Source organism: Gordonia sp. SGD-V-85 (genome assembly GCF_001456905.1).
In the GTDB taxonomy this organism is placed as follows: domain Bacteria; phylum Actinomycetota; class Actinomycetes; order Mycobacteriales; family Mycobacteriaceae; genus Gordonia; species Gordonia hongkongensis.
Window position 1 is genome coordinate 381722 of sequence record NZ_LNQO01000001.1, and the last position, 26339, is coordinate 408060.

Genomic DNA, 26339 nt, shown 5'->3' on the forward strand with positions numbered 1-26339 from the left:
TTTCAGGAAACGAGGACAGGGGCCCGGTCGGGCTCCCAGGTGAGGCGACGACCGCTCTGCCGCGCGAAGAGGTGAACGTGTTCGGGGAGTACTGCCAGGGTGGTGACGTCGCCCGGCGCGAGTTGGATCGGCCGGGCGCCGCGGACACTGACCCGCTGGTCCCCGATCTTCACCTCGGCGATCTCTTCGTTGCCCAGGTTCTCGACGATATCGACCCGGCCCCGTAGGGCTGGCCCGTCGTGGCCGGCGGGCACCGGGACGAGATGCTCGGGACGCACACCCAGGAGCACCTCCCGCACACCGAGGTCTGCGCTGGCGCGGTAGGGCAGCTCGATATCGATACCGGGAGAACGCACTACCAGCCGGTCGCCGTCCCCTGCGCACAGTTCGGCGGGCAACAGGTTCATGGGCGGCGCGCCCATGAACCCGGCGACGAACGCCGTCGCGGGTTCGTCGTAGATCTGCACCGGGGTACCGAACTGTTCGATCCGACCCTCGTTCAATACCGCAACCTTGGTGGCCATGGTCATGGCGTCGACTTGGTCGTGGGTGACATAGACAAAGGTGGTGTCCAGACGGCGATGCAGCGAGATGAGCCGGGTCCGGGTGCTTGACCGTAGTTTCGCGTCGAGGTTGGATAGCGGCTCGTCCATGAGGAAGGCCATCGGCTCGCGCACCATCGCGCGACCCAGCGCCACTCGCTGTCGCTGCCCGCCGGACAACTCTTTTGGGCGCCGTCGCAACAGATGGTCGAGGTCGAGCAGTTCCGCGACCTCCTTGACGCGTCGACGGATCTCCGGTTTACCGGTTTTGCGCACACTGAGGCCGAAACCGAGATTCTGTTCGACGGTGAGATGCGGGTAGAGGGCGTAATTTTGGAAGACCATCGCCAGGTCACGTTCCCGCGGCGGCAGGGTGGTGACGTCTTTCCCGTCAACGAGGATGCGTCCCGCGCTGGGTGGGAGGAGCCCGGCGATCATGCGCAGCAAGGTCGTCTTACCGCAGCCGCTGGGTCCGAGAAGCACGAGGAAGTCGTTGCGTCCGGTGGTCAGCGAGACGTCGGCGACCGCGGTGGTGTCGCCGAAGTTGCGGACGATTCCGTCGAGTTCGATGGAGGCCATCAGACCGCGGCGGCCGTCATGGCCTCGATCGCCTGGGCGATCTCGGGCACATCATCGGTGGTGAGCTGCGGCATCCCCGGGACGAGGCGGAACTCGGCGGTGACGTCGCCGCCGGCCACACTGTATTCGACGTAGCCCAGCTGTTCATGCGCTTCCGGGAGGTCGTCCTCACTGGGAGCGAGGAAGGCGGTGGCTGGCGCCCACACCTCGATTGCGTTGTTCCGCTGCACGTTCCGGTAGCGGTGGAGATGGCCACATCCGACCGCGCGCAGATCGATTCGCTCCAGCAGGCTGAGCAACCGGTCGCGGGCGACGGGTCCCACATCGACCTGGCGGACACTGACCCGCTGGTCCCCGATCTTCATCTTCACCTCGGCATGGTCGGCAGGCTCGTCGGTGGCCGCCCATAGCGGCTTGTGCAAGAACAGCAGCACCGGGCGGTCCGCCGGCAGGTCCTCCAAGGTGTTCTCGAGCCAGCGCCACTGATCGGCCTCGCGCTGCAAGCCGGACCCCAGCAACTCGCTGTTGATCCCGAGCAGAATCGCCGCGTCTGTATCGTGACGCCAGTGCCCGGGACCGAACGCGGCCTCGTGCGCGGCCACACGCTCATCGGTCACACTGAGACCGGCCCAGGCGTTCAGACCAGGCATGCCGACATCGTGGTTGCCCGGAATCACCAGCAGCGGGGCGCTGATCAGGTCGAGCAGCGCACGGGAGTGGGCACGATCGGCGGCGTCGTCGGGATGCAAGACCTGGATATCGCCGGAGTGCACGACCAGATCGGGCCGGACCTCATCGTTGAGATGCTGGGCCAGCAACCGGAAAGCGGCAGTGGTGGGACCGCCGGCCGCGGTCAGATGGGTATCGGAAATCTGCACGATCTTCATGGGAATCTCTCCAGTTAGTGGGGTCAGCGGGTGAGGGTGGTTCGGAGCTGGTCGATCGCCTCGTCCGGCACTCCGTGGCCGGTCAGATAGGCACGGGCGCCGCCGTACTCGGCAGCCAATACGCGCAGCATCGCCTTCATGGATTCCGGACGGGCGCCGCGGAGTACCTCGTCGGTGGGGTCGGCGGCGCCCGATTCCGCCGATACTGCGGCGAAGAATTCAGCGGTGAGATAGTCGGCGGTGAGCGCATAGTCGGCGGCGACGATGTCGCCGGGCATTCCGATGGCGGAGAGTACGAGGGCGATCACCACCCCGGTGCGGTCCTTACCCGCGGCGCAATGCACCAGAGCCGGCAGCGCACCCGGCCGAGCCAGATCGGCGATGATGGCCGCCAGTTCGGCGCCGCGCTCACGAATGAGCGCGATGTAGAGGTCACCGAGCGGGTCCGGCGAGGGATCGCTGGCGGCGGACAGCAGCGCCCGCGGGTCCAACGGCCGATGGAGAACATTCGGAACGAACGCGTCGAGCCCGGTGGGAAGCGCCGCGATCTCGGCGTCGTCGCGCAGGTCGATCACGGTCTGCAGGTTGAGTTCAGCGATATCGGTACCGTCGGCGAACTGCGCGGCGTCGGAGCGGAAGATCCGGCCCCAACTGGTATGGGCACCGTCCGGCAACTCGTAGCCACCGATATCACGCAAGTTGTAGGTGTTGCCGACAGATAGCCGGCGGAGTGGAAGTGTGGTCACGAGGTCTATTCATCTAGATGAATATGACCAGTTTCGAGCACGCGGGTGAACACCAGGCCACGGCGGGACCAACGATTGAATCCGACTGTCGTCATTGCGGTTTCGCCGTACCGCCGGAATGGTTGTCGTTATTTCGGTGCGGTGTTGCTCTCGCAGACCAGCTGCTCGGCGGCTCAGTTATTCGCGTCGTCGGACGCGGGGAGGGGCTCCTCCTCGACGACCTTCTTGCGCGAGCGCAGGATGCGCTTGACGATCTCGGTGATGATCGGCAGAACCGAGATGAAGACGATGAACAGGAAGATGTAGTCGATGTTGTCGCGGATGAACTCGATCTGGCCCAGGAAGTAGCCGAGCAGCGTGACTCCCGCACCCCAGGCGACCGCGCCGATGATGTTGTACGTGAGGAAGATCGGGTACCGCATCTTCGCGGCACCGGCGACCAGCGGGGCGTAGGTCCGCACGATGGGAACGAAGCGCGCGAGGATGATCGTCACCGGACCGTGCTTCTCGAAGAACTCGTGCGCTTCCTCGATGTAGACCTGCTTCAGGATCTTCGCGTCCGGCCGGAACAGCGAATATCCCGCCTTCTTGCCGATCCAGTACCCGACCTGGTCGCCGAGGAAGGCCGCGATGGGGATCAGGACGAGGAGCACCCACAGCGGGGCGAAGGGCTCGATCTCCGCCGACTTCGCCGCCACGATGAGCCCGGCGGTGAAGAGCAGCGAGTCGCCGGGGAGCAGCGGGAACAGCAGACCCGACTCGATGAACACGACCAACAGCAGACCGGCCAGCATCCACGTGCCGAACGAGTTGAGCAGGTTCACCGGATCCAGGAATCCCGGCAGGAGCGCCAGGTTGGTGGTCGTGGTGGCAAGCGCGGAGTCGATCACGGGGACCCAGAGTACCTGCGCGTGGGGCGAGGACAGAATCTCACGGGTCCGCCACCGCCGGTTTCCAGCAGGTCCGGGCACGAATGGTGCCCGCGCCGGGTGATGTCGCACCTGCCATACTGAGTGAAGTCCGGCCGCGGGAAGTCCGGCTGCTCGCCACCGAAGCACCAATCGACGGCGAGAGAACCCGAACACCAGAGCACATCAACACCCTGGAGGATCCGTCGATGCCCATTGCAACCCCGGAGCAGTACGCCGAGATGTTCGACAAGGCGAAGAAGGGCGGTTACGCATTCCCCGCGATCAACTGCACCTCGTCGTCGACGATCAACGCCGCCATCAAGGGTTTCGCCGACGCAGGCAGTGACGGGATCATCCAGTTCTCGACCGGTGGCGCCGAGTTCGGGTCCGGCCTGGGTGTCAAGGACATGGTGACCGGTGCGGTCGCGCTCGCCGAGTTCGCGCACGTCGTCGCCGAGAAATATGACGTCCTCATCGGCCTGCACACCGACCACTGCCCCAAGGACAAGCTCGACACCTACGTCCGCCCCCTGCTGCAGGTGTCGCAGGAGCGCGTCGACGCCGGCCGCAACCCGCTCTTCCAGTCACACATGTGGGACGGCAGCGCCGTGCCGCTCGACGAGAACCTGGAGATCGCCAAGGAGCTCCTGGCGAAGGCCGGCGCAGCCAACATCATCCTGGAGATCGAGATCGGCGTCGTCGGCGGCGAGGAGGACGGCGTCGAGAACGAGATCAACGACAAGTTGTTCACCACCCCCGAAGACTTCGAGAAGACCATCGAGGCCCTCGGTGCCAGCGACTCGGGCAACCGCTACCTGCTCGCCGCGACCTTCGGCAACGTGCACGGCGTCTACAAGCCGGGCAACGTGAAGCTGCGCCCCGATGTCCTCAACACCGGCCAGGAGGTCGCCGCGAAGAAGCTGGGCCTCGGTGACGGAGCCAAGCCCTTCGACTTCGTCTTCCACGGTGGATCGGGCTCGCTCAAGAGCGAGATCGATGAGGCCCTGAGCTACGGCGTCGTCAAGATGAACGTCGACACCGACACGCAGTACGCCTACACCCGTCCGGTCGCCGGCCACATGTTCAGCAACTACGACGGTGTGCTGAAGGTCGACGGCGACGTCGGCAACAAGAAGGTCTACGACCCGCGCAGCTGGTCGAAGAAGGCCGAGACCAACATGAGCGAGCGCGTCGTCGAGGCGTGTAACGACCTCAAGTCCAACGGCAAGTCCCTGACTGCCTGACGGAGGGTCCCACGATCGCTGCCCGCACCCCGAAAGGGTGCGGGCAGTTGTCTTTTCGGGTGATCGACCCCGTGCGTCGCGCCGGTCCGGGGGCCCGGCTCAGGTGAGGGCGAGCCCGACGACGACCGCGGCGGCGAGCGCGACCATCACCAGCGCCGCGATGACGACGGCCGGGTCGACGCGCGACCGGGACCGTTGCGGCGAACCCACGTCGTAGGGACGGATTCGGTTGCTTCGGACCCGGTTGTCCGGCACGGGACTGATGCCCGTCGAGAGACCCCGGCGTGGCGTCGTGCCCGCAGGTGGTGCCGGTCGGGACGGGGGCGTGAAGTAGCCCGGCGCAGGACGGTCACCCGGGCCGGCCGGCGGTGGGCCGTACCGATGTCCGCTCGTCACGTGGGGTTGCAGACCTTCCAGTCGTCGCCGTCGCGCTGCAGGTTCAGCGTGACGGTCTCGGGCTGATCGGGTGAATTGGTGTGTACCGCGACCACTTCGACGACGGCCTGGTCACCGCCTTCGACGACGCGGACCGCGTTGATCGCCTGCGTCTGCACGAGTTCGTTGCGGGCCCGCTGCGCCTCGTAGGTGCGCTGGTAAGCGGCGTCGTCGAAATCGCTGTAGAACGCGTTGAGCTCGCCGCAGGTGACCGACCGCAGGGTCGAGAGGTCACCCTCGTACAGCGCGGTCGTGTAGTCCATGGCCACGGTCGCGGCCTCGTCTGCGGGCGCCGGTGCGCGCAGGCTGTTGTAGGCGAAGATGCCGCCGACGACGGCCACGATCACCACCACGACCGCTGCCGCCGCGATCAAAAGACCTTTGCCGCGTTTCTTCTTCGGTGACGTAGGGCCGCTACCCGGGATGACCTGCGGTTCGCGGTCGGTGGTCGTCCATCCCTCGGTCGATGCCGGAACGGCCGGCTCGGGTGTGGTCCGGGCCTCCTCCTCGGCCGGCGCGGACGTCTCGCTCCGCGCAGAGGCGGCGGCAGCGGCTGCCGCGGGGATCACGGTCGTCGCGGCGTCCGATCCGGAGTCCTCGGCGGCAGCCTCGGTCTCGGTGTCGGTGGTGTCCGTCTCGTTCGTGTCGGTGCTCCCACCGGCGGGGACGGCGATCGCCTCGGTCGGCGAGTCGGCTTCTGTCTCCGCCGTCTCGTCCGCCGCTGTCTCGTCCGCCGCTGTCTCGTCCGCTGCTGCGTCGGGTGCCTCGTCCTCGAGAACCGCCGGCTCGATCGTGTCGGTGGCGTCGGCCAGCTCGTCGTCCACCGGCTCCGCCTCGGCGTCCGGGTCGACGACGGGGTCCTGGTCTGCTTCTGATGCGACACCGGACTCGTCCGGTGCAGTCTCGTCCGGCGCGGATTCGTCCGTCGCCGTGTCGTCGTCCACCGGCTCGGCCTCGGCCTTCGCGTCAGAATCGGCCTCGGTCTCGGCGTCGGAATCACCGGGAGCCGATCCGGCTGCTACCGCGGCCGCACCCGCCGCTGCCACACCGGCGCCGACCGCGGTACCCGTCGACGGGTCCGTGTCGTCGGGAAGCGTCGGTTCGGCGGTCGCCTCGGTATCCGAATCCGACTCGGACTCAGTGGATTCAGGGGCGGGGGAGTCGGATGCGGGGGTCTCGGACTCGGGAGCCTCGGCGTCGGGCGCCGCGGTCTCGGTGTCCGACGCCGCTGACTCGGAATCGGCGAGCTCGGCTTCGGGGGATGCTGCGTCGGGCTCTGGGGCGGTCGGGTCGATGTCGTCGAGGTCCTCGAGCTCGGCGGCGTCGGGGAGATCCGACCGTTGGATGACGGTGGTCGCCGAGTCGCTCGGGCCGAGGCGCTTCGGTGCAGGAGTGGCGTCGTCGGGGGCGCTGTCGTCGGCAGCGGTCTCGCCGGTCTCCGCGGACTCCGGTTCCGCACCCAGCGGGTCGATGTCGTCCAGGTCCTCGAGGTCCTCGGCCGACGGCAGGCTGCCGCGGTTGATCACCTGGGTGGCGCCGTCGATCCCGCGCCCACCCTTCGGTTTCGGTGCTGCGGGCTTCTTCGCGGCACCGTCCGCCGTGGACGCGTCTGCCGTGGACTCCGCGGCGGTCGCCTCGGTCGTCGCGGCCTTGTCCTCGGCGGTCTCGTTCTTGGTGGAATCGTCCACAGCTGGCTCGCGGCCCTCTCTGCTGGTGCTGGGTGGAGTGGCGTCGGTGCCGGTCGGGGTGGTGCCGGGCACCGGTCGTGCACCCGTCCGGCGAGCGCGACGATCATCCCGAACCTGTTTCAGGGTCGACAATGCCCTGGTGACAGCAGCTCTCGGCCTCTCGGATCGCGCCATCGACTGTTTCACCCCGTATTCGCCATCGCACGACTTCGGTCCGGCCGCCCGACGACGCCGATCACCGGGGGCAGCAGGACCGATTGCGTCATTCACCCTAGCGAACGGCCCGACATTCCAGCACTAGGGCGTTTGATCGAACGGACGGCCCCGGGCGGCACGGTGCTTGAATAGAGGACATGACGTCTTTCGGAGATCTTCTCGGCCCGCAACCGGTTCTGCTCACCGGGGACGACGACGCCGAATCAGACCTGCTCAACGGTGCTGCCGCGGCGGAGGTCGCGGCCGCGCATCCGACCGCCTCGATCGCCTGGGCCTACCTTGCCGAGGCGGCTCTCGAGTCGTCGAAGACCGCCGCGGCCGGTGACGACATCGACTCTGCCGCGGTGATCGCGGCGTACGCCTATGCGCGGACCGGTTACCACCGCGGCCTCGATCAGCTGCGACGACACGGCTGGAAGGGTTTCGGGCCGGTGCCGTGGAGCCACGAACCCAATCGCGGCTTCCTACGGTGCGTCGGGGCGCTCGCCCGGGCCGCCGAACTGATCGGCGAGGAAGACGAACACCTGCGTTGCCTCGACCTGCTCAACGACAGCGATCCACGCGCGGCCGCCGAACTCGGCCTCGTGTGATCCGACCGGTCACCCGCGGATGACGTCCGCCTGATGGCAGCAAGAGCCGCGAACCCGTCGTATCCGCGCCGGGTGTTCAACGCGATGCCCGCGCCGCTGAAGAACCGGCTGCGCCGGCTACGCGTGTCGTTGGTGCCGATCGTCCAGTGTGCGCTGGCCGCCGGGGTGTCATGGTGGATCGCGGTGGAGGTCTTCGTCCACCCCGATCCGTTCTTCGCGCCCATCGCCGCGGTGATCTCCCTCGGCCTGTCCCTCGGGCAGCGGTGGCGCCGGGCCGCCGAACTCGTCGGCGGCGTCGCGATCGGCATCCTCGTCGGCGACCTGTTCATCAGCCTGGTCGGGGAGGGGGCCTGGCAGATCATGGTCGTCGTCGCCCTGGCGATGACGGTGGCGGTCTTCCTCGACGACGGCCCGCTCGTCCCCATGCAGGCGGCCTCGTCGGCCGCGCTGGTCGCGACGCTCCTCCCGCCCGGCGGCGTGGCGGGTTTCCATCGCGCACTCGACGCGCTCATCGGCGGGCTGGTCGGCATCCTCGTGGGGGCGCTCCTGCCGGTGAATCCGGCGAGCCGGGCGCGCCGGGACGCGGCCGGCGTCCTCGCGACGGTCCGCGACGCCGCCCGCCAGCTGGCCACCGGATTGCGCGAGCGCGACGAGGAACTCATCGCCGCCGCACTCGAATCGGCGCGCGGGACGCAGGCCGCGATCAACAAGATGCGGTCGGACATGACCGGCGGGCGCGAGGTCACGCGCATCTCACCGCTCTACTGGGGCTCCCGGATGCGGCTGGACCGGATCTCGGCCACCGCCGACCCCATCGACAACGCGGTCCGCAACTTCCGCATCATCGCGCGGCGTTCGCTCGGCATGACCCAGCGTGGTGTGCCGGTGCTCCCCGAGCTGATCGAGATCATCGACGATCTCGCCGGGGCCTTCGAGGTGCTCCGCGCGATGATGATGGCCGATCCCGGTGAGGAACCCGACCAGGCCGACGCGGCCCGGGTGATCCGAAGCATCGTGCGCAAGGCCCGCGTCGACCTGGTCACCAACAGCGAGTTGTCGGAGGCCGCGTTGCTCGCCGAGATCCGCTCGCTGCTCGTGGACCTGCTGATGACGGCAGGTCTGCGCAGGTCCTCCGCACTGGCGACCCTCCGGAGCTGACCAACCTGTTGCCACATATGCGAACTTCTGCATATATTGACCGGCATCATGGGGCACTCACATTCGCACTCGCACGCTCCCACGGCCGGGGGCCGGCGCCGCCTCTGGCCGATGGTGCTGGCCGTCGCGCTCATCGGCGGCTACTTCGTCGTCGAACTCGTCACCGGCATCCTGGTGAACTCGCTGGCACTGATCGCCGACGCCGGACACATGCTGACCGACGTCGTCGCACTCGTCATGGGCCTGATCGCACTGCTGCTCGGCCGGCACGGGCGGACCACCGACACCCGTAGTTTCGGTTGGCACCGCGCCGAGGTGTTCACCGCGGTCGCCAACGCCGTACTGCTCATGGGCGTCGCCGTCTTCGTGCTCTACGAGGCGGTCGAGCGGATCGGCAGCGATCCGCAGGTCCCGGGCCTCACCCTGATCGTCGTGGCCCTGGTGGGCCTGCTGGTGAACCTCGGGGTCATGCTGCTGCTGCGGGCCGACGCGAAGGAATCGATCGCGGTCCGCGGCGCATATCTGGAGGTGCTGGCCGACGCCGTCGGCAGCGTCGGCGTACTGGTGGCCGGCATCGTCGCGATGACGACCGGATGGGGTTACGCCGACATCGTCGTCGCGGTACTGATCGCCCTGTGGGTGGTTCCGCGGGCGGTGCGACTGGCACTCGACGCGCTGCGCATCCTGAACCAGCAGGCGCCGGCCCACGTCGACGTCGAGGCATTGCGGGCCGATCTGGCCGACATCCCGGTGGTCGACGACGTGCACGACCTCCATGTCTGGACGCTCACGACCGGGATGGATGTGGCCACTGTGCATCTCGGCAGCAGTCGGCCCAATGCCGAGGTGTTGCCCGCCGCGCAGGCCGTCCTGGCGCGCCACGGTCTCGAGCACGCGACGGTGCAGATCGATCCCGACGATCACCAGCGACGGTGCCGGGAGGAGATGACCTGGTGACCGCGCGCCGTCGAGCCGCGGACAGGCCCCACATCGCGGCCGGCTGACGCCCGAGCAGCGGTCGCAACTTTTCGTTCACGCTGATTCGTAGTCGCCGGATCGGGCGGCCGCGTCGTTACCGTGTGTCGGTCATGGCTACCTCCACACTCGCAGCTGCGCCGGTCGTCGAGACCGATGCCGAGCGTCGCAAGCGCCTCCGCACCGTCGTCGCGGCAAGTCTTCTCGGCACGACCGTCGAGTGGTACGACTTCTTCCTCTACGCGACCGCGGCGAGCCTCGTGTTCAACCAGCTGTTCTTCCCCGACCAGAGTTCGTTCGTCGGCACGCTGCTGTCCTTCGCCACGTTCGCGGTGGGCTTCGTGGTGCGTCCGATCGGCGGAATCGTGTTCGGGCACATCGGCGATCGCATCGGCCGCAAGCGCACACTCGCGATCACGATGGTGATGATGGGCGTCGCGACCGCCCTGATGGGCGTGCTGCCGACCGCGGCGTCGGTCGGTGTGCTCGCCCCGATCCTGTTGCTGCTCCTGCGGGTCGTGCAGGGGTTCGCGCTGGGCGGGGAGTGGGCGGGTGCGGTCCTGCTGTCGGTCGAGCACAGTCCGGACGGCAAGCGCGGTCTGTTCGGGAGCATCCCCCAGATCGGTCTGGCGCTCGGACTCGCACTGGGTACCGGTGTGTTCGCCCTGCTGCAGGTGGTCCTCGACGAGCAGGCGTTCCTGACCTACGGCTGGCGCATCGCGTTCCTGGTGAGCATCGTCCTCGTGGTCATCGGCTTCGTCGTGCGCCTGAAGGTGGACGAGACGCCGGCGTTCGCCGAGGTCGCCGAACTCGCGAAGAAGTCCACGGCACCGCTGCGCGACGTCGTGGTCCCGCCGAACACGCGCAACACCGTCCTCGGTCTCCTCGCCCGGTGGGGTGAGGGCTCCGCCTTCAACACCTGGGGCGTCTTCGCGATCGCTTACGCCACCAGCGAACTCGACATGGAGAAGGTCCCGGTCCTGGTGGCCGTGACGATCGCGTCGCTGGTGATGGCGGCCCTGCTGCCGTTCTCCGGCCTGCTCACCGACCGCTATGGCGCCAAGACGATCTACCTCATCGGGATCACCGCCTACGGCGTGGCGGTCTATCCGGTGTTCGCCCTGTTCGGGACGGCGAACCTGCTGTGGTTCACCGTCGGGTTGGTGATCGTCTTCGGCGTGATCCATGCGCTCTTCTACGGCGCGCAGGGAACGTTGTTCGCGAGCCTGTACCCGACCCCGGTGCGCTACACGGGCCTGTCGGTGGTCTATCAGTTCTCCGGCATCTACGCCTCGGGACTGACGCCGCTGATCCTCACCGCACTGATCGGCGCGGCGAGCGGGTCGCCGTGGCTGGCCGCCGGATATCTCGTACTCACCGCGATCATCAGCGTCGTGGCGACCGCGCTCATCCGGCGCGACGACCTTCACCTCACCACGGGCCCGGAGGCACGTCCGGTCGCCTGACCCGTCGGGAATCGGTAGCGACAATGCGCGTCATATCCGCACTGGCGCTACGGATTGCGGTCAGGGGCGAACGAGTAACAGATCGGTGACATGACGGTAGAACGTCGACCGCTTGAGGACGCGCGGGTTCACCACACCCTCACGTTCGACGACGACATTCGTGCCGCCGGTCTGGCAGGCACGTCCGGCGAACCACTTGCCCGGCAGCAACATCCGCTCGACCTGCGCGCGCAGCCCGGGCGCGGCGAGGGTCGGTTCGATGAGGATCGAGCGCACCTCGCCGTCGAACAGGCGCTCGTTGTCGACATAGGTCTCACCGTGCAGTTTCGCGCCCTCGGCGCCCAGGTGACGGGCGCTGCCGACCACGACCGTCGCGGCGTCGTCACGGATGAGCGGGACCGCGACCGCGGTGCCGTGCTCGGCCAGTTCGCGCGCGGGGCGTCCGTGCGGCAAGCCGTAGCGGCGCGTCGCCGGGGTGGCCTCGGCGGAGACGTACGCGACCTCGACGTCGAGTCGTTCGGTGACCATCAGTGCGGCGAGCACCTGGGACAGGAAGATGTCGTTCTCGTGGGCCACGGTGGGCGCGAACCGCTCGGCGACGCGCGGTTCGACGACGAGGCGTGAGACCGCGGGATCGGTCAGGGCATCGGCGACCGCGGCACGAACGGCCTTCTTGTCGTCGGCGCGGCTGGTCTGGCTGAGAAGGGCAAACGGCACGCGGATAGCGTATCGAGCGCGCGGACCCAGTAGTGTTGGTCGGGTTTGGTCCCAAGCGCGCCACACAAAGGAGTACCGGACATGGCCGCGATCGTGCTTATCGGAGCCCAGTGGGGTGACGAGGGCAAAGGCAAAGCGACCGACCTCCTCGGAGGCCGGATCAACTGGGTTGTCCGCTACCAGGGTGGCAACAACGCCGGGCACACCGTCGTACTGCCGAGCGGGGAATCCTTCGCGCTGCACCTCATCCCGTCCGGCATCCTGACGCCCGGCGTGCAGAACGTGATCGGCAACGGCGTGGTCGTCGACCCCGGCGTGCTCCTCACCGAGCTCGGTGGACTCGAGGACCGCGATGTCGACACCTCGGGCCTGCTGATCTCCGCCGACGCGCACCTGCTGATGCCGTACCACGTCGCGATCGACAAGGTCACCGAGCGCTTCCTGGGCAACAAGAAGATCGGCACCACGGGCCGCGGCATCGGCCCCTGCTATCAGGACAAGATCGCCCGCGTGGGGGTCCGCGTCGCCGACGTCCTCGACGAGAAGATCCTGGCCCAGAAGGTCGAGGCCGCGCTCGAACTCAAGAACCAGATCCTGGTCAAGATCTACAACCGCAAGGCCCTCGACCCGGCGCAGGTCGTCGACGAGGTCCTCGGCCAGGCCGAGGGGTTCAAACACCGCATCGCCGACACCCGGCTGCTGCTCAACCAGGCACTCGAAAACGGCGAGACGGTGCTGCTCGAGGGTTCCCAGGGAACCCTGCTCGACGTCGACCACGGCACCTATCCGTATGTGACATCGTCGAACCCGACGGCCGGCGGCGCGGCGGTGGGTGCCGGTATCGGCCCCAACAAGATCACCACCGTCCTGGGCATCCTGAAGGCCTACACCACACGGGTGGGCTCGGGGCCGTTCCCGACCGAGCTCTTCGACGAGTGGGGCGCCTACCTGGCCAAGACCGGCGGCGAGGTGGGCGTGACCACCGGACGTGCCCGTCGCTGCGGCTGGTTCGACGCCGTGATCGCCCGCTACGCCACCCGCGTCAACGGGATCACCGACTACTTCCTCACCAAACTCGACGTCCTCTCCAGCCTCGACACCGTGCCGATCTGCGTGGCCTACGAGGTCGACGGCGAACGGGTCGAGGAGATGCCGATGACCCAGACCGGTTTCCACCACGCGAAGCCGATCTACGAGGAGATGCCGGGCTGGTGGGAGGACATCTCCCAGTGCAAGACCTTCGAGGAACTGCCGCAGAACGCGCAGAACTACATCCTGCGGCTCGAGGAGCTCTCAGGTGCGCACATCTCGTGCGTGGGCGTGGGTCCCGGTCGCGACCAGACCATCGTGCGGCGCGAGATCGTCTGAGGACCGACGCTCCCGGCGGTGGCTCCGCGAAGCTCGTCGCGGATCCGGGCACGGCTCGTGATTAGCTAGTGCCCATGCGTGCCAAGCGGGGGAGTCGCGACTACGGTTCCATCCTGCTCGGATCCGTCGGCGAGAGCAGCATCAAGCAGCGGGTCCGGATTCAGACCCTGCTGACCGCGTCGATCGTGGTGGCCAACATGTTCGGCGCGATCGTCGCGGTCGCGCTCACCGCGGTCGGCATCCCGCAGCCGACCGTCTTCACCGCCGAACTCTGGTGGGTCAACTTCATCGTGGTGCCCGTCTACATCACCGTGGCCTTCGTGGTCGGGATCGGGTGGGGTACCTACGTCGGCGTCCGCGACCTGCGCTGGGCCATCCGCGACGTCCCGCCGACGAAACGTGACGCCCGGCGGACGATGCGGCTGCCGTGGCGGCTGTCGCTGGTGCAGGGTTTCCTGTGGGGTGTCGCCACCGTCATGCTCACGATCATGTACGGGATCGTCGACCCGCAGCTGATCCCGAAGACGCTGTTCGTGGTGAGCCTCAGTGGCGTCGTGGTGGTGGCGATCTCATATCTCTTCATCGACTTCACGCTGCGTCCCGTTGCAGCGGAACTGATCTCGGCCGGGCATCGTCGGCGTAAGCGCACTGGTGTGAAGGCGCGCTCGGTCGTCTCGTGGATGGTGGGTTCGGCGATCCCGATCATCGGCATCCTGCTGGTGCTGGCCTTCGGGCTCGCACGGGACGAGACCTCCAAGCTCGACCTGTTCGTCGGTGCCACGGTCCTCGGGGTCACCGCCCTGTTCACCGGTCTGCTCCTGACGCTGCTGTCGAGCATGAGTGTGACCGGACCCATCCGCAGCGTGCGTGCCGGGATGAACCGCGTGAGCGACGGCGACCTCGAGAACGCCGACCTCGTCGTCTACGACGGCACCGAACTCGGCGACCTACAGGTCGGTTTCAACTCGATGGTCACCGGACTCCGTGAGCGAGAACGGATACGGGACCTCTTCGGCCGTCACGTGGGCCATGAGGTCGCCGAGGCGGCGATGTCGTCGAGTCCCGAACTCGGTGGCACCGAACGTCTGGCCGCCACGCTGTTCGTCGACGTCATCGGTTCGACGACGCTTGCCGCGCAACGACGACCGACCGAGGTCGTCGAGATCCTCAACAAGTTCTTCGCCGTCATCGTGCGGTCGGTCGAGGAACACGACGGCCTGGTGAACAAGTTCGAGGGCGACGCGGTGCTCGCCATCTTCGGCGCACCCATCGACCTCGACGACGCCGCCGGCAGCGCACTCGCCGCCGCCCGCGACATCGCCTCCGGTCTGGCCGAGGAGGTACCGGAGCTGTCGGCCGGGATCGGGGTCAGCCACGGGGCCGTGGTCGCCGGGAACGTCGGTGCCATCGAGAGATTCGAGTACACCGTCATCGGCGACCCGGTCAACGAGAGTGCCCGGCTGTCGGAACTGGCCAAGCGGGATCCGCGGCGCCCGTTGGCCTCCGGGCGTGCGGTCAAGGCCGCGCAACCGAGTGAGGCGGCGCGCTGGGAGGAACAGGAGACCACCTCGCTGCGCGGCCGTACGGAAGAGACCGCCGTGTTCGCCGCGTTCGTCGACGACGAATGACATTCTCGCTCAGCCGATCGCGTCCTCGGAGCTGATCAGCAACCCGTCGGGGCCGACGATGCTCAGGCCCAGTCCGTCGAAGACGGAGTACTTGTATCCGTTGTTGTAGGCGACGTAGTAGTAACGGCCACTGCCGTTCTCCTGCCGGTGCACCTCGGACACCGGGATGCACAGGGCGTTCCCGCTGGAGCGGGCGACACCCCGGTATTCGAGCGTGCCGTCGGTGCGCCACTGGCAGATCGACGCCGCCGACTGCGCGGTGACGACAGAGGTGACGGTCCGTTGCCCGGCATCGCAGGACGGTGCGGACGGAGCGGCGGCAGCGGTGGAGGTGCCGACGGCGAGCGAGCCGGCGGAGAGGACGAGGGAGGCGCCGGCGGTGGCCAGGCGGGTCATGGTCGTGGTCATGGGAACCGAAGGTAGGGCAGGACTTCCGAACGCGGAATGGGCAGAACTCCCCGGGTTCGTTCGGGTGGGGGACTAAACGTCGCGGTCGCCCTGTCCCTCGGCGAAGTCGAGGCGGCGCAACGCGATCCGCAGTACTTCGTCGTCGATACGGCCGGCGTCGCGTTCGGCGATGAACACCGCGCGCTGGATCTGCAGGATCTCCGTCCGCAGACGGGCCCCGGCCGACGTCGGACTCTCGCCGAGGTCCTCGGGTCCGCGGCCCAGCTCCTCCCACGCGACGTTGCGCTGCGTCGTGATCCACTTGCGCAGCATCGCCACCTGGAGGCGGCGCGGATCGTCGTCGGTCAGCTCGGTGGCGTATTCGTCGAGCCGGCGTTCGGCTTCGCGGGACGCCCGGTCTTGCGCGGATGCATAGGCCAGCCGGTCCTGGGCTCGCTCGTCGCCGCTGACGCCCAGGAACCGGATGACCCAGGGCAGCGTCGTGCCCTGGATCAACAGCGTGCCCACCACGACGACGAAGGTCAGGAACAGGATCTCCGCGCGGGCGGGGAAGGGCTCGTTCGCCTCGGTGTACACGGGGATGGCGAACGCGGCGGCCAGCGATACCACTCCGCGCATGCCGGCCCAGGACACGACGAAGACCGACGCCGGGGTGGGTGACGGTTCGCGGTCGCGGATCCGACGCGACAGCAGGCGGGGCAGGTAGGTCGCGGGGAAGACCCAGACGATCCGCACGAGGATCGTCGCCGCCAGGACCGCCGCGGCGTCGATGGCGATCTGCGTCCACGACTCGTTCTCGACGCCCTCGATGAGCATGGGTAGCTGCAGGCCGATCAGCAGGAAGACGAACGACTCGAGGATGGTGTCGATCGACTTGCGCACCGCGTCGTCCTGCAGTCGCGTCGCGTAACCCAGCCGCACCGATCGGTGCCCGAGGTAGAGACCGGCGGTGACCACCGCGATGACACCCGAGCCGTGCAGTTCCTCGGCCGCGTAGTACGTGCTGAACGGGACGATGATGCCGATCGCTGTCTCCATCGGCGGGTCGGTGAGCCAGACACGCACCCAGGACACGACCACCCCGACGAGGAGGCCCACGACCAGGCCGCCGAGGGCGGCCACCGCGAACGTCAGGACGCCTTCGCCGACCGTCGCGGTGGCCCCCACCGCCGCGGCGAGCGCGATCCGGAACGCGGTGAGGGCCGTCGCGTCGTTGAGCAGGCTCTCGCCGCCGAGCAGCGTCATCATCCGGCGCGGCAGACCGAGCCGGCGGCCGATCGCCTGCGCCGACACCGCGTCCGGCGGCGCGACGACCGCGCCGAGGACCAGTGCCGCGGCGAGCGGGAGATTGGGGACGACGAGGTATGCGACGTATCCGACCACCAGGGTCGTCACCAGCGGTAGGCCGACCGCCAGGAATCCGATTGCACGCCAGTTGGCGCGGAACGCCTGATATGAACTCTCCTGCGCGGCCGAGTACAGCAGCGGCGGCAGGATGAGGAAGAGCACGAGCTCGGGTTCCAGGGCCACCGACGGCAACTCGGGAATCCATGCGATCCCGAGACCGACGGTGACCAGCACCAGCGGCGATGACCAGCCATAGCGACGACACAACGCGGCGACCGCCACGGCGATGACCGCGACCAGCAGTAGCGATGCGCCCATTCGAGCGACTCTAATCGCGCCGGCCCGATGGATAATGTCGGGCATGAAGATCTTTCGGCGGAAGTCATCGGCCGCGTCCGGGCCGGCGGGGTCCGGTTCCGACGCCTCGAGCACGGCGCGCTGCGTCGAACTGGAGTCGTTCGACGCCGCGCCGGCCGCCGACCCGGCGCCGGCATCGGGCGACGACCGCAGTTGCCAGGACTGTGTCGCGATCGGCGAGACCCACTGGGCACATCTTCGGAAGTGCCTGACGTGCGGGCACATCGGTTGTTGCGATTCGAGCCCGCGACGACACGCGAACGGTCACTTCCACGAGACCGGGCACCCGGTCATGCGTTCGGCCGAACCGGACGAGGTGTGGCGCTGGTGCTTCGTGCACGAGGTGACGGGATGATCACCCGACGGTCCTTGGTGTGTTCGACGAGGTGGAGGAGTGCGCCGGGATCTGTGCTGGCGGCAAGTAGGATTTGAGGATGACGTCGAACAGCGAGAGTGCGCCCAGCGCAGCCCAGCCGGCGCCGACGACCGGGCCGCCGGACGTCATCGGCACGCCGCTGAGTCCGACCGCGACCAAGGTGATGGTCCTCGGGGCAGGTGAACTCGGCAAAGAGGTCGTGATCGCGTTCCAGCGCCTCGGCGTCGAGGTCGTCGCCGTCGATCGCTACGCCGACGCGCCCGGCCACCAGGTCGCCCACCATGCCGAGGTCATCGACATGACCGACCCCGCCGCCCTGCACGCGGTCATCGACAAACATCGTCCCGCGTACGTGGTGCCCGAGATCGAGGCGATCGCCACCGAGGCCCTCGTCGACGTCGCCGAACGCGGTATCGCCGAGGTCATCCCCACCGCGAGCGCTGTCGTCGCCACCATGAACCGCGAGGGAATCCGACGTCTCGCCGACGAGGAACTCGGGCTGCCGACATCGCCGTATCTCTTCGCCGACACTCTAGAGGAGGTCACCGTCGCGGCCCGCCAGGTCGGGTTCCCGTGTGTGATCAAGCCCGTCATGTCGTCGTCGGGCAAGGGACAGTCGGTCGTGCGGGGCCCCGAGGAGCTGGCCTCGGCCTGGGAGACCGCGAACACTGGTGGTCGGGTGCAGGGCAGTCGCGTCATCGTCGAGGGCTTCGTCGAATTCGATTACGAGATCACCCTTCTCACGGTTCGTGCGATCGATCCGGCCACCGGCCGGCTCACGTCCCACTTCTGTGCGCCCATCGGTCACCGACAGATCAACGGCGACTACGTGGAGAGCTGGCAGCCCCATGAGATGAGCACCGACGCGCACGCCTCGGCGACCTCGATCGCGGCGCGCATCGCCACCGCGCTCGGTGACGGAAAGCTGGCCGGGCGCGGCGTTTTCGGCGTCGAACTCTTCGTCAAGGGCGACGATGTCTACTTCTCCGAGGTCAGCCCGCGGCCCCATGACACCGGCCTCGTCACGATGGCGACCCAGCGACTGTCCGAGTTCGAGATGCATGCCCGCGCGATCCTCGGTCTCCCGGTCGACGTCACGCTCGCGTCCCCGGGTGCCTCGGCCGTCATCTACGGGCAACTCGACGAGCCGGCGATCGGTTTCGAGAACGTCGCCGCCGCACTTGCCGTACCCGAGACCGACATCCGACTGTTCGGCAAGCCCGAGAGCTTCCACCGCCGGCGCATGGGCGTGGTCACCGCGACAGCCGACGACGTGCCGGTCGCGCGTGAGCGTGCCGTCCGCGCCGCGTCGCTCGTCACACCCGTGCCGGGCCGCCCGGCCGTTCGCAAGGCCACTAACCTTCCGCCGACCCCGCCCCCGGCGCCTCCGCGACGCCCCGGGCCACCGCCCGGCCCGGTCGGCCCGCCGCGCGGACCCGTGGGTCCGCCTCCCGGTGTACTGAAACCACCGGGTGCGCCGCTGGGACCGCCGCCCGGTCGTCCGGGACCGCCGCCCGGGCCCCGGCCACCCGTACCGCGGCCGGCCGGGGGTCCGCGCCCGGTACCGCCCGCGCCGATACCCCCGTCGGGGACCCCGCCGCGTCCGTCGGGCCCGCCGCCACGGCCGGCCCCGCACGAAAAGGCCCCGCACGATCAGGCCCCGGCGATGACCTCGATGGTCAAGACCGACGACCGGCCCGCCGACGCGCGCCCCGGTGCGTCGTCGAAGCCCGGCGAGTGATCGGACGAGGTCCGGGTGCCGTTCTGGGGTGAGCTGCTGGTCGCAGCGGTGATCTTGGTGGGCCTGGTGGGCATCGTCGTGCCGATCCTGCCCGGCACCTTGCTCATCGTCGGCGCACTGTTCGTGTGGGCCCTCGTCGTGGGTGGTTGGGCCTGGTCGGTGTTCGCTCTGGCCATCGTCGTCATCGGCATCGGCGAGGTGCTCAAGTATCTGATCGCGGGCCGGTCGCTGCGCGCGGACGCGATCCCGAACCGCACGATCGTGGTCGGCGGCCTGGTCGGCATCGTCGGCTTCTTCGTCGTCCCCGTCATCGGCCTGCTGCTCGGCTTCATCGTGGGTGCGCTGGCATCGGAACTCGTCCGCACGCGCAGCTTCGACGGCGCGTGGCGGGGCGCGTTCTCGGCGCTGAAGGCGGCGGTGAAGACGATCGGCATCGAACTCCTCTTCGCGCTGATCGCGACGGGCATCTGGACCGGCGGCGCCTTCACCTGGTGACCGAACGGGTCGCGGCACCGGTCGTGACCTGCCAGTATCAAATCGTGTGACCGCGGTCACCGATTGATGTGTACAGTCGTGCACCGAAGGGTAGTACCGGTCAGTAACTCCAGCCGTGGGGATTTCTAGGGGAGGAGTCTGAGTGAACCTGTTGAAGTGGAGCAAGCGGCCGGCGGCCGGGGTCGAGGCCCGGAAGCCGGAGGTCAACATCATCCGGGGTCTGGTGGCCCGAGCGACTACCCCGTTGCTGCCCGACGACTATCTGCACCTGATCAATCCGCTGTGGAGCGCGCGCGAGCTCCGCGGCAAGGTGCTCGACGTGACCAAGGAGACCGACGACACCGCCACAGTCACCATCCGGACGGGCTGGGGGTTCCCCGAGTCGTACAAACCGGGCCAGTACGTCGGGATCGGTCTGCAGATCGAGGGCAAGTGGCACTGGCGGTCGTACTCGTTGACGTCGTTCGGCGCCAACGAGGACAAGACCATCGCGATCACGGTCAAGGCGAACCCCGACGGATTCCTGTCGTCGCATCTCGTCGACGGCGTCAGCCCCGGGACGATCATCCGGCTGCAGTCGCCCAAGGGCGACTTCCACCTGCCCGAGCCGGTTCCGGGCAAGATCCTGTTCGTGACCGCGGGCAGCGGGATCACTCCCGTCATGGCGATGCTGCGGCAGCTGAGTTCGCACGGTCAGACACCCGACATCGTGCACATCCACTCCGCGCCCACCCGCGACGACGTGATCTTCCTCGACGAGATGGAGACGCTCGCCGACGAGGCCGATGATTACGATCTGAATCTCCAGCTGACCAAGGAGATGGGCAAGTTCGACGTCTCGCGGATGGACGAGTGGGCGCCGGATTGGCGTGAACGCGAATGCTGGGCCTGCGGACCGGTCGCGCTGCTCGACGCGATGGAGTCGCACTACGAGGACGGCGGCCTGCGTGAACGTCTCCACGTGGAGCGGTTCGCCATCGCGCGCACCGACCACGGTGGCGAGGGCGGCACCGTGAAGTTCGCGATCTCGGACAAGGAAGCCGAGATCGACGGCGCCACAACACTTCTCGAAGCAGGGGAGAACCTGGGAATCCAGATGGCGTTCGGCTGCCGGATGGGTATCTGCCAGACCTGCGTCGTGCCGCTCGCCGGGGGTTACGTGCGTGACCTGCGCACCGGCGAGGAACGTCGCGAAGGAGAACGAATCCAGACATGCATCAGCGCCGTGTCTGGTGAATGCACCCTAGATCTGTAGGAGGCTTCATGGCCATCACCGACATCGATCAATACGCACATCTCACCGAGAGCGACGTCGAAACCCTCGGCGCCGAGTTGGACGCCATCCGTCGTGACATCGAGGAGTCGCGGGGCGAGGCCGACGCCAAGTACATCCGCCGGGCCATCACCCTGCAGCGCAGCCTCGCTGCCGGTGGCCGGCTCGCCCTGATGTTCAGCGACAAGAAGGTCGCCTGGGCTGCCGGGACCGCGATGCTCTCGCTCGCCAAGATCATAGAAAACATGGAACTGGGCCACAACGTGATGCACGGCCAGTGGGACTGGATGAACGATCCGGAGGTCCACTCGTCGTCGTGGGAGTGGGACACCACCTGCCCGAGCGTGCAGTGGAAGCACTCGCACAACTTCGTCCATCACAAGTACACGAACGTCGTCGGGATGGACGACGACGTGGGCTACGGAATCCTGCGCGTCACCCGGGACCAGCCCTGGGAGTGGTGGAACGTCGGTAACCCGATCTACAACCTGACGCTCGGCACGTTCTTCGAATACGGTGTGGCGCTGCACCATCTGGAGACGGAGAAGCTGCGCAACAAAGAGAAGACCTACCGTCAGGCGGCCAAGGATCTCCGGGTGATCGGCACCAAGGTCGGCAAACAGGCGGCCAAGGACTATCTGATCTTCCCGGCTCTGGCGGGTCCGAACTGGAAGACGACGCTCACCGCGAACTTCACGTCGAACATCATCCGGAACTACTGGGCGTACATGGTGATCTTCTGTGGTCACTTCCCCGACGGAGCCGAGAAGTTCACGGTCGACGAGTTCGAGAACGAGGACCAACCGCGCTGGTATCTGCGTCAGATGTTGGGATCGGCCAACTTCAAGGCCGGACCGCTGATGCGGTTCATGAGCGGGAACCTCAGTCATCAGATCGAACACCACCTGTTCCCCGACCTGCCGAGCAGCAGGTACGAGGAAATCGGTGTGCGTGTCCGCGAGTTGTGTGACAAATACGACCTGCCGTACACGACGGGGACCCTCCTGGGTCAATATGCCCAGTCGTTCCGGACCATCGCGAAGCTGGCACTGCCGAATTCACTGTTGAAGGCGACATCCGACGATGCGCCGGAGACGGCGTCGGAGCTGCGGTTCGCGATCCGCGAGGGGATGACCGACCACTTCGGCGTCGACCCGGAGACCGGCAAGCGCCGCGGGTTGCGGACCGCGTTGCGCGAACTGAAGAACTCGCCGGTGCGGTCGGCGCATGTGGGACGGGCCGCGTCCGGTAGTCCGGGACGGAACCAGAACTGACACAACAGATGTCGCGCATCGGTGCGTTTCCCGCAACGATGCGCGACATCTGCGAAACCACGTCCGGGCGCGGGGTGTCCGTGCCAGAATGGCGCTCGTGCGCATCGGGATGACGATGCCCGTGATGGAGCCCGATCTCGACGCGGAGACGCTCCACTCGTGGGCCACCACCATCGACGACGGTCCGTTCAGCTCGCTGTGCTGGGGTGAACGCATCGCGTTCGACAACCCGGAATGTCTGACCTTCCTCGGGGCCCTGGCGGCGTGGACGCGCCGGGTGCCGCTGGTGATGACGGTCGTCGTCCCGCAGCTGCACGACCCGGTGATGCTCGCCAAGTCGCTGGCGACCGGCGACATGCTGTCGGCCGGACGCCTCACCGTGGCGCTCGGAGTCGGTGGGCGACACGAGGACTACCGGGCGGTCGGCGCCGACCCGTCGACGCAGACGATGCGTCAACTGGCCGACCGGGCCGCGACGATGAAACGGGTGTGGGCCGGGGACAAGCTCACCGAGTCGGTCCTGCCGGTCGGTCCGCCGCCGCACCGGAAGGGCGGGCCGCAGTTGCATGTCGGCACCACCGGACCGAAGACCATCCGCAGCGCGGTCGACTGGGCCGACGGGATCGCCGGGGTCACCCTCGATCTCGACACCCGCAAGCAGAACGAACTCTTCGACGTCGCCCGGTCGGCGTGGGCAGACGCCGGCCGCGCGGCGCCGCACCTCGCGACCTCGTTCTGGTTCGCGATCGGTGACGGTGACGGACCCCGTGCCCAGGTGACCCGGCACCTGCACCACTACATGAACTGGATCCCGACGGAGTTCGTCGACGCGATCGCACCCACCACGGGGTGGGCGGGCACCGAGGCAGAGCTCACCGAGGTCCTCCGGCGCTTCGCCGACATCGGCACCGACGAGGTGCAACTCATCCCGACCAGTTCGGACCCCGAGCAGCTGAGACGCGCCGCAGACGTGGTCGCGGCATTCGCCTGACGAAACGGCGCCACCGGCTCTAGGGTGTGGCCGTGGCCTCCCTGCGCCGGATGCTCGGCATCGGCAAACTCCCCGACGACCTACGCGGCGAAGTCGTCGCCGAGCACGCCCATCACATCGTCGAATTCGTGCCCGTGACATTGCGATTCAGCGGCCGGGTCCCGGGCCGGAAGGCGCAGGGCAACGTCCGTCCCTTCACCGGTGCCCTGGCGCTGACCCAGCGCCGCGTGCTGGCGACCATGTCGACCGTGCCCGGCCGGGCGGGTCGATCCGTCGACTGCGAGTGGACGGCCGTGCCAGGTTCGATGGTCCGCGCTCGTCTCGACACCGACGGTCTCGTCATCGAGATCCCCGCGCTCGATCGTGTCGACCCCGACTTCTCCGGCACACTCAACCTGACCTACACGACCGAGCTGCCGTCCTCGGCGCTGCAGTTGGCACCGGCCCGCGAGGTCTGGTTCGACGTACCCGCGCGTTATGTCACCTCACTGGTCGGGGGGCGTCGGGGTTGACCCGGCCGGTCCGGGAGGAGTCGTGAACTGCTCGCGCAGGGCACGTTTGAGGATCTTCCCGGTCGCTCCGAGTGGGAGCGTGTCCACGACGTGGACGGCCTTGGGCACCTTGTACCCGGCCAGCCGCGCCCGGGCGAAGGCGCGCAGGTCAGCGGCAGTGGCCTCGTGTCCCGGTGCGGCCACGACGAACGCCGTCACCACCTCACCCCAGGTGTCATGCGGCAGCCCGACGACCGCGACCTGTGCGACACCCGGGTGGTCGCCGAGAACCGCTTCGACCTCGGTGGGGTAGACGTTCTCGCCGCCGGTGATGATCATGTCCTTGAGCCGGTCGGTGACGTACACGTAGCCGTCGGCGTCGATCCGGCCGATGTCGCCGGTGTGCAACCAGCCGTCGGGATCGATGGTCGCCGCGGTCTCGGCGTCGCGTCGGTGGTAGCCGCGGGTCGCCTGCGGTGTCCGCACACAGATCTCGCCCTGCTCGCCGCGCGGCGCGTCCTTCCCCGATGCGGTCCGGATGCTCAGTTCCACCCAGGGGTACGGCCGGCCGACGGAGCGGAGCAGGTGAGCGCGATCGGGGTCGGTGCTGTGGTCCTCGGCGTCGAGTTGAGTTACTGCGCCGTGGGTCTCGGTGAGTCCGTACACCTGGAACAGCGGGGTGCCGAAGGTGCGCAGAGTCCGTCGCAGCAGCGCAGGGGTGATCGGTGCGGACCCGTAGGCGATCGAACGCAATGCTCCGACATCGGCCCGCTCGGCGCCCGGTACGTCCACGAGCATGCCGATGACCGTCGGGACCAGGAAGACGTTGGTGACGCGTTCGCCGACCAAAGTGTCCAGGAGTGACTCCGGGGTGAAGTCGGAGATCACGATGTTGTGTGCGCCGTTGGCGAGTCCCACCAGCGCCCAGCCCAGCCCGCCGATGTGGAAGAGGGGCATCGCGCACAGGCTGACCGACGATTCGTCGAAGCCCCACGGCCCACCGGCCTGGGTGCAGGCGCCCAGGTTGGTGTTGGAGGTGAGCACCCCTTTGGGGCGGCCGGTGGTGCCCGAGGTGTAGAGCTGGAGGACGACGTCGTCGGCGTCTCCGACATGACCCGGATCGCTCGAGGACGCCGTCGCCACCAACTGTTCGTACGACCGCGGTTGTCGTGGGTCGCCGTACACGATCGGTTCGATGAGAGTGTTTGCATTCGAACGTATCTCGGCGACCGAGTCGAGAAAGTCGCGGTGGCAGACGATCAGACGTGCTCGTGCGTCGGCGACGACCTCGCCGAGCTCGCGGACCGAGAGTCGCCAGTTCACTGGCACGGTGACCGCGCCGATCTTCGCGGCGGCGAGCACCGTCTCGATGATCTCCGTCGAACTCTTGCCCAACACGGCGATACGGTCACCGGCTCGGATGCCGCGGTCGCGCAACACGTTCGCGAGGCGGCTGGTGCGGTCGTCGAGCTGCCGGTAGGTGAGGTGGACCCCGGCCCCGGACAACGCCGGGGCGTTCCCCTGCAGACGGGCCCGGAGCCGGCTCTGCTCGGCGAGACGGTATCCGCCGGCCCGGGTCGCGGTGCGCGTCTCGGCGTCGTCCCGTTGTGTCGGAGCCGTCATTGCGCGGCCGAGATCTCGGCGAGATGTCGCATCACATCGGGGTACCGGCGCAGATGCGCGCCGCCGTTGATGTTGATCGTCTCCCCGGTGACCCACCGCGAGTCGTCGGAGGCGAGATAGAGTACCGCGTCGGCGATCTCGTCCGGTCGGCCGTTGCGCCCCAGCGGGGTGTTCGCGGTGAAGTCGTCCTGGATGACCGGAATGGAGGTGAGGGTCTGCACCAGCGGGGTGTCCACGAGTCCCGGCGAGATCGAGTTCACCCGGATACCGCGCGGGGCCAGCTCGAGTGCGGCGACCTCGGCGAGCATCACCATGCCCGCCTTGGCCGCGCAGTAGCCCGCGAAGCCGGCTGCCGGCTGGCGGGCGTTGAGAGAGGCGATGCCGATGAGTGATCCGCCGTCGTTCAGCGTTCGTCCCGCGTGCTTGGTCACCAGGAACGAGCCGGTGAGGCACAGCTCGATGGTCGTGTGCCACTGCTGTGCGTCGAGGTCGACGATGAAGCCGGGGACGTTCAGCCCCGCACAGTTCACCACGGTGTCCACGCCGCCGAGGTCGTCGGAGACACCGGCGAGGAGTGCGGCGATCGATTCCTCGTCGGTCACGTCGACCCAGTGAGCCCGCGCACCGCCCCCGATTTCTCGCGCAACCGATTCGGCGGCTTCGCGATTCACGTCGGCCACGGCCACCGTGGCGCCGTGAGCGGCCAGGGTACGGGCCGCGGCTTCGCCGATGCCCGAGCCGCCGCCGATGACGACGGCGATCTTGCCTGCGACTCGTTGGTCTGCCATGGTCTTTCCCTCTCGATGGGTGTGG

25 protein-coding genes are annotated in these 26339 nt (G+C 67.9%); 14 read left to right on the forward strand and 11 right to left on the reverse strand.

The features are described 5' to 3' along the window. Nucleotides 1-2: 2 nt before the first annotated feature. From AS181_RS01675 to AS181_RS01690, 4 genes are all read right to left on the reverse strand, one after another. Nucleotides 3-1121 carry an ABC transporter ATP-binding protein gene (locus AS181_RS01675; protein WP_058249861.1) on the reverse strand — a complete coding sequence of 373 codons (1119 nt, stop codon included), beginning with the start codon at nucleotides 1119-1121 and terminating at the stop codon, nucleotides 3-5. After that, on the reverse strand, nucleotides 1121-2008 hold the full coding sequence (locus tag AS181_RS01680; RefSeq protein WP_058249862.1) for a metallophosphoesterase family protein: 888 nt from the start codon (nucleotides 2006-2008) through the stop codon (nucleotides 1121-1123). The genes AS181_RS01675 and AS181_RS01680 overlap by 1 nt, the downstream gene beginning before the upstream one ends. 23 nt (nucleotides 2009-2031) lie before the next feature. Then, nucleotides 2032-2754: a tyrosine-protein phosphatase gene (locus tag AS181_RS01685; RefSeq protein ID WP_058249863.1), complete on the reverse strand. Its 723-nt coding sequence runs from the start codon at nucleotides 2752-2754 to the stop codon at nucleotides 2032-2034. Between the two features lie 173 nt (nucleotides 2755-2927). Further along, on the reverse strand, nucleotides 2928-3644 hold the full coding sequence (locus tag AS181_RS01690; protein ID WP_058249864.1) for a VTT domain-containing protein: 717 nt from the start codon (nucleotides 3642-3644) through the stop codon (nucleotides 2928-2930). Between the two features lie 227 nt (nucleotides 3645-3871). Here AS181_RS01690 and fbaA point away from each other — a divergent pair, with 227 nt between their 5' ends. Further along, nucleotides 3872-4909: a class II fructose-bisphosphate aldolase gene (fbaA, locus tag AS181_RS01695; protein WP_055474546.1), complete on the forward strand. Its 1038-nt coding sequence runs from the start codon at nucleotides 3872-3874 to the stop codon at nucleotides 4907-4909. Between the two features lie 99 nt (nucleotides 4910-5008). On the opposite strand, the gene AS181_RS24865 is transcribed toward fbaA, so the two are convergent. Both AS181_RS24865 and AS181_RS01700 read right to left on the reverse strand, forming a co-directional pair. Continuing rightward, nucleotides 5009-5305, reverse strand: coding sequence for a hypothetical protein (locus AS181_RS24865; RefSeq protein WP_139114176.1), 297 nt, complete (start codon nucleotides 5303-5305; stop codon nucleotides 5009-5011). After that, entirely contained in the window at nucleotides 5302-7104 is a 1803-nt protein-coding gene (locus AS181_RS01700; RefSeq protein ID WP_331456740.1) for an Rv0361 family membrane protein, read from the reverse strand. The genes AS181_RS24865 and AS181_RS01700 overlap by 4 nt, the downstream gene beginning before the upstream one ends. Before the next feature lie 281 nt (nucleotides 7105-7385). Between AS181_RS01700 and AS181_RS01705 the strand changes: the two genes are divergently transcribed. From AS181_RS01705 to AS181_RS01720, 4 genes are all read left to right on the forward strand, one after another. After that, the gene (locus AS181_RS01705) at nucleotides 7386-7838 is read left to right on the forward strand and encodes a DUF3151 domain-containing protein (protein WP_010840755.1); all 453 of its coding nucleotides are present in this window, start codon (nucleotides 7386-7388) and stop codon (nucleotides 7836-7838) included. 33 nt (nucleotides 7839-7871) lie between these two features. Continuing rightward, a complete protein-coding gene (locus AS181_RS01710; RefSeq protein ID WP_058249865.1) occupies nucleotides 7872-8996 on the forward strand; it encodes an FUSC family protein in 1125 nt (374 codons plus the stop codon). Between the two features lie 48 nt (nucleotides 8997-9044). Then, a complete protein-coding gene (locus AS181_RS01715; protein WP_044508171.1) occupies nucleotides 9045-9953 on the forward strand; it encodes a cation diffusion facilitator family transporter in 909 nt (302 codons plus the stop codon). 131 nt (nucleotides 9954-10084) lie between these two features. After that, nucleotides 10085-11437, forward strand: a complete 1353-nt coding sequence (locus tag AS181_RS01720) for an MFS transporter (protein WP_014928049.1) — start codon at nucleotides 10085-10087, stop codon at nucleotides 11435-11437. A 60-nt stretch (nucleotides 11438-11497) separates the two neighbouring features. On the opposite strand, the gene AS181_RS01725 is transcribed toward AS181_RS01720, so the two are convergent. Further along, nucleotides 11498-12154 carry a hypothetical protein gene (locus tag AS181_RS01725; protein WP_058249866.1) on the reverse strand — a complete coding sequence of 219 codons (657 nt, stop codon included), beginning with the start codon at nucleotides 12152-12154 and terminating at the stop codon, nucleotides 11498-11500. Between the two features lie 81 nt (nucleotides 12155-12235). On the opposite strand from AS181_RS01725, the gene AS181_RS01730 reads away from it, so the two are divergent. Both AS181_RS01730 and AS181_RS01735 read left to right on the forward strand, forming a co-directional pair. Continuing rightward, a complete protein-coding gene (locus AS181_RS01730) occupies nucleotides 12236-13522 on the forward strand; it encodes an adenylosuccinate synthase (RefSeq protein ID WP_010840750.1) in 1287 nt (428 codons plus the stop codon). A 74-nt stretch (nucleotides 13523-13596) separates the two neighbouring features. Further along, on the forward strand, nucleotides 13597-15150 hold the full coding sequence (locus tag AS181_RS01735; protein WP_058249867.1) for an adenylate/guanylate cyclase domain-containing protein: 1554 nt from the start codon (nucleotides 13597-13599) through the stop codon (nucleotides 15148-15150). Nucleotides 15151-15159: 9 nt separating this feature from the next. Here AS181_RS01735 and AS181_RS01740 read toward each other — a convergent pair whose 3' ends face one another. Further along, nucleotides 15160-15558: a hypothetical protein gene (locus AS181_RS01740; RefSeq protein ID WP_058249868.1), complete on the reverse strand. Its 399-nt coding sequence runs from the start codon at nucleotides 15556-15558 to the stop codon at nucleotides 15160-15162. A 72-nt stretch (nucleotides 15559-15630) separates the two neighbouring features. After that, nucleotides 15631-17223 carry a Na+/H+ antiporter gene (locus tag AS181_RS01745; protein ID WP_058249869.1) on the reverse strand — a complete coding sequence of 531 codons (1593 nt, stop codon included), beginning with the start codon at nucleotides 17221-17223 and terminating at the stop codon, nucleotides 15631-15633. A gap of 43 nt (nucleotides 17224-17266) precedes the next feature. Here AS181_RS01745 and AS181_RS01750 point away from each other — a divergent pair, with 43 nt between their 5' ends. The 7 genes from AS181_RS01750 to AS181_RS01780 all read left to right on the forward strand — a co-directional run bounded on the left by AS181_RS01750 (nucleotide 17267) and on the right by AS181_RS01780 (nucleotide 23924). After that, complete coding sequence (locus tag AS181_RS01750; RefSeq protein ID WP_058249963.1) at nucleotides 17267-17617, forward strand: UBP-type zinc finger domain-containing protein; 351 nt, start codon at nucleotides 17267-17269, stop codon at nucleotides 17615-17617. A gap of 79 nt (nucleotides 17618-17696) precedes the next feature. Beyond that, on the forward strand, nucleotides 17697-19379 hold the full coding sequence (gene purT, locus AS181_RS01755) for a formate-dependent phosphoribosylglycinamide formyltransferase (RefSeq protein WP_058249870.1): 1683 nt from the start codon (nucleotides 17697-17699) through the stop codon (nucleotides 19377-19379). A 15-nt stretch (nucleotides 19380-19394) separates the two neighbouring features. Beyond that, nucleotides 19395-19874 carry a DUF456 domain-containing protein gene (locus tag AS181_RS01760; protein ID WP_058249871.1) on the forward strand — a complete coding sequence of 160 codons (480 nt, stop codon included), beginning with the start codon at nucleotides 19395-19397 and terminating at the stop codon, nucleotides 19872-19874. 142 nt (nucleotides 19875-20016) lie between these two features. Then, nucleotides 20017-21129, forward strand: coding sequence for a ferredoxin reductase (locus tag AS181_RS01765; RefSeq protein ID WP_058249872.1), 1113 nt, complete (start codon nucleotides 20017-20019; stop codon nucleotides 21127-21129). Between the two features lie 8 nt (nucleotides 21130-21137). Further along, nucleotides 21138-22421 (forward strand): fatty acid desaturase family protein, encoded by a 1284-nt coding sequence (locus AS181_RS01770; protein WP_058249873.1) that lies wholly within the window; start codon nucleotides 21138-21140, stop codon nucleotides 22419-22421. Nucleotides 22422-22509: 88 nt separating this feature from the next. Then, entirely contained in the window at nucleotides 22510-23412 is a 903-nt protein-coding gene (locus AS181_RS01775) for an LLM class flavin-dependent oxidoreductase (RefSeq protein ID WP_231742211.1), read from the forward strand. 32 nt (nucleotides 23413-23444) lie between these two features. Then, nucleotides 23445-23924, forward strand: a complete 480-nt coding sequence (locus AS181_RS01780; protein WP_231742213.1) for a hypothetical protein — start codon at nucleotides 23445-23447, stop codon at nucleotides 23922-23924. On the opposite strand, the gene AS181_RS01785 is transcribed toward AS181_RS01780, so the two are convergent. Further along, nucleotides 23898-25526 (reverse strand): long-chain-fatty-acid--CoA ligase, encoded by a 1629-nt coding sequence (locus AS181_RS01785; RefSeq protein ID WP_058249875.1) that lies wholly within the window; start codon nucleotides 25524-25526, stop codon nucleotides 23898-23900. The two genes, AS181_RS01780 and AS181_RS01785, sit on opposite strands and share 27 nt — an antisense overlap. Further along, nucleotides 25523-26314, reverse strand: coding sequence for an SDR family NAD(P)-dependent oxidoreductase (locus AS181_RS01790; protein ID WP_175404244.1), 792 nt, complete (start codon nucleotides 26312-26314; stop codon nucleotides 25523-25525). Before AS181_RS01790 ends, AS181_RS01785 begins: the two co-directional genes overlap by 4 nt. Nucleotides 26315-26339 lie beyond the last annotated feature (25 nt).